The 2,334-nt window shown below is 67.7% G+C and carries 3 protein-coding genes and 1 pseudogene; 2 read left to right on the top strand and 2 right to left on the bottom strand.

What is annotated here, in order from left to right; all coding sequences use genetic code 11:
• Nucleotides 1-1,139, top strand: a 1,139-nt coding sequence (locus tag WAW85_RS00400) for a S1C family serine protease (RefSeq protein WP_422557704.1), incomplete at its 5' end; no start/stop codon positions are given.
• Nucleotides 1,140-1,216: 77 nt separating this feature from the next.
• The gene (gene tatB / locus WAW85_RS00395) at nt 1,217-1,708 is read left to right on the top strand and encodes a Sec-independent protein translocase protein TatB (protein ID WP_422557703.1); all 492 of its coding nucleotides are present in this window, start codon (nt 1,217-1,219) and stop codon (nt 1,706-1,708) included.
• Nucleotides 1,709-1,712: 4 nt separating this feature from the next.
• Here tatB and WAW85_RS00390 read toward each other — a convergent pair whose 3' ends face one another.
• Together WAW85_RS00390 and WAW85_RS00385 are read right to left on the bottom strand one after the other, a co-directional pair.
• Nucleotides 1,713-2,114, bottom strand: a complete 402-nt coding sequence (locus WAW85_RS00390) for a hypothetical protein (protein ID WP_422557702.1) — start codon at nt 2,112-2,114, stop codon at nt 1,713-1,715.
• Between the two features lie 31 nt (nt 2,115-2,145).
• Nucleotides 2,146-2,334, bottom strand: a pseudogene (locus WAW85_RS00385) (sodium:proton antiporter); the annotation flags it as partial.

Genomic DNA, 2,334 nt, shown 5'->3' with positions numbered 1-2,334 from the left:
GTCCGGCGCTGAGCGAGACGGCTACCGCCGAGGCGACTGAACCCGGTCCTAAGCTTGGCGTCCGCGAACTGCTCCTCGGCGGCCGAGTGCACTGGTGGGCGCTCGCCTCGCTGGCGGTCGTCGCCGTGCTCGTCGGCGTGGCCGGGGGCCTCATCGGCCGGTGGACCGCCGAGGCGATCCCACCGTTGAACTCGAGCAAAGTCAGTCTTGACGTCGACGGTTCACCTGCCGCGACGACCGACGTCGCGAAAGTTGCCCGAGAAGTCGCCCCAACCGTGGTCGTGATCGAGGTCCGCACCGCCGGTGGTGGCGGCTCGGGTTCGGGCTTCGTCGTCGACCCGCGCGGTTACATCGTCACCAACAACCATGTTATTTCCACCGCGGCCAACGACAAGCAAGCCAAGCTGGAGGTGGTCTTCGCTGACCACAAGCGCGTGCCGGCCCGGATCGCCGGCCGCGACATCAGGACCGATGTGGCAGTGCTCAAGGTCGACGATGTGGCAGGTCTCAAGATCAGCCAACTGGGGGATTCGGCCAAGCTCGAGATCGGCCAGCCGGTGATTGCCTTCGGAGCCCCGCTCGGCCTGGACCGCACTGTTACCACCGGTATCGTCAGCGCCGTCGACCGGGCGGTGCCGTTGCGCCCGGACGCGGCCTCGGATACCGATGCGGTGATTAACGCGATTCAGACCGATGCCGCGATCAACCCGGGCAACTCCGGTGGCCCGCTCGTCGACGCCCAAGGTCGGGTGGTTGGGGTGAACACTGCGATTGCGGCCGCCGGTGGCGGCTCCATCGGTCTCGGTTTCGCGATCCCGGTCAACGAGGTCAAGCCGATCGCCGAACGGCTGATCGCCGAGGGCAAGGTGACTCACTCGCAGATCGGTATCTCCGCGTCGACGGTGCGCAACGACCAGGTCTTCGGCGCCCGCATCAAGGATGGGGCGGCCGGCAGCCCGGCCGCGCGGGCCGGGCTGAAGGAGACCGACGTGATCACCGAGTTCAACGGGCAGCCGATCGAAGGAGCCGACGAGTTGACGGTGGCCGTTCGGATGTCCACCATCGGCCAAGAGGTGAAATACACCTACTGGCGCGACGGGCGCACCTTCGACGGCACCATCACGCCAGCCGCGGACTGACCGGCCCGGCACGACGACAAGCGGCGACACGACCAGCGGCGAGACGACCAGCGGCGAGACGACGAAGAGAGCGATCGATGTTCAGCAGTGTGGGTTGGGGTGAAATTCTGGTCCTGATTGCGCTGGCGCTGGTGATCTTGGGCCCGGAACGGTTGCCCGGCGCGATTTCCTGGACCATGGGTTCGCTGCGCAAGGCGCGCGACTACGCCACCGGTGCGTCCAAGGATCTGCAGGAACAGATGGGTACCGACTTCGACTCATTCCGCGAGCCGCTGCAGCAACTCAACGAACTGCGGCAGATGTCCCCGAAGTCCCTCGTCACCAAGCACCTGTTTGATGGTGACGCGTCCACGCTCGACGAGATGGAAGACTCGGTGCGTGATTCGCTGAGCATCTCCGGACCCGCACCGGCCAACCCGCATCCGGTGTTCCCGGCCGGTCACCGGGAGCCAGCCCAGGCCGATCCGGCCAAATTGAACGGTGCCGCCAGCGGTGCATTGCCGACCGGTGGTCAGCAGCCGCCCGCGCCGTCCCGCCGCCGCACGGTCGCCGACTGGGACGCTACTTGACGGGTCAGCTGCCCGCCGACCAACGGGCGTGGAGCTCGTCGATCAGCGGAGCCACGGCGTCGTAGGTGCCCCAGCCGTCGGGGGCCGCGTAGCTTTCGCCGTCGCCCAGGGAGGCGGCGATCGGCTCGTAGGCTTCCATATAGGCCTCGTAGATAGCGGCGGTGAAGTCCTGGCCGCGATCGGTCAGCATCGACGGGTCGATCTGCCCGTCGCAGCGCTCGATTACGAAGGCGCCCGGCGTGATGGTGCGGGCGAGCAGGGCGGCAGTGTCGGTGTACCCCGGCGCGGTCTGCCGGTGCACTGCGAGCCAGGCGAAGAACATGCCGATGTGGGTGGCCGAGGCTTCCTCGCCGAGGCCGAGGTCGGCCGCCGTATCACTGTGCCAGCCGGCGTCGTCGTAGGTCATGAGCAGGCATCCTGACGTTCAGTAGGAAGAATCAGTGTCGGACGGTATCGATGCCTAGGCTCATCCCGGCCAGACCGCGCTTGCGAACGGCCAGCGTGTCGGCGATGGCCCGCAGCGCGGATCCGGACGCCGAATCGGGCGCGGCCAGCACCACGGGATCGCCTGCGTCGCCGCCCTCGCGGAGCTGCTGCTCCAGCGGCACCTGACCGAGGAGTGCGAC

The sequence above is a fragment of the Gordonia sp. (in: high G+C Gram-positive bacteria) genome (assembly GCF_049299075.1).
Taxonomy (GTDB): domain Bacteria; phylum Actinomycetota; class Actinomycetes; order Mycobacteriales; family Mycobacteriaceae; genus Gordonia.
The sequence above is the reverse complement of the archived record's forward strand: the minus strand, read 5'-3'. Positions and strand labels throughout refer to the sequence as shown.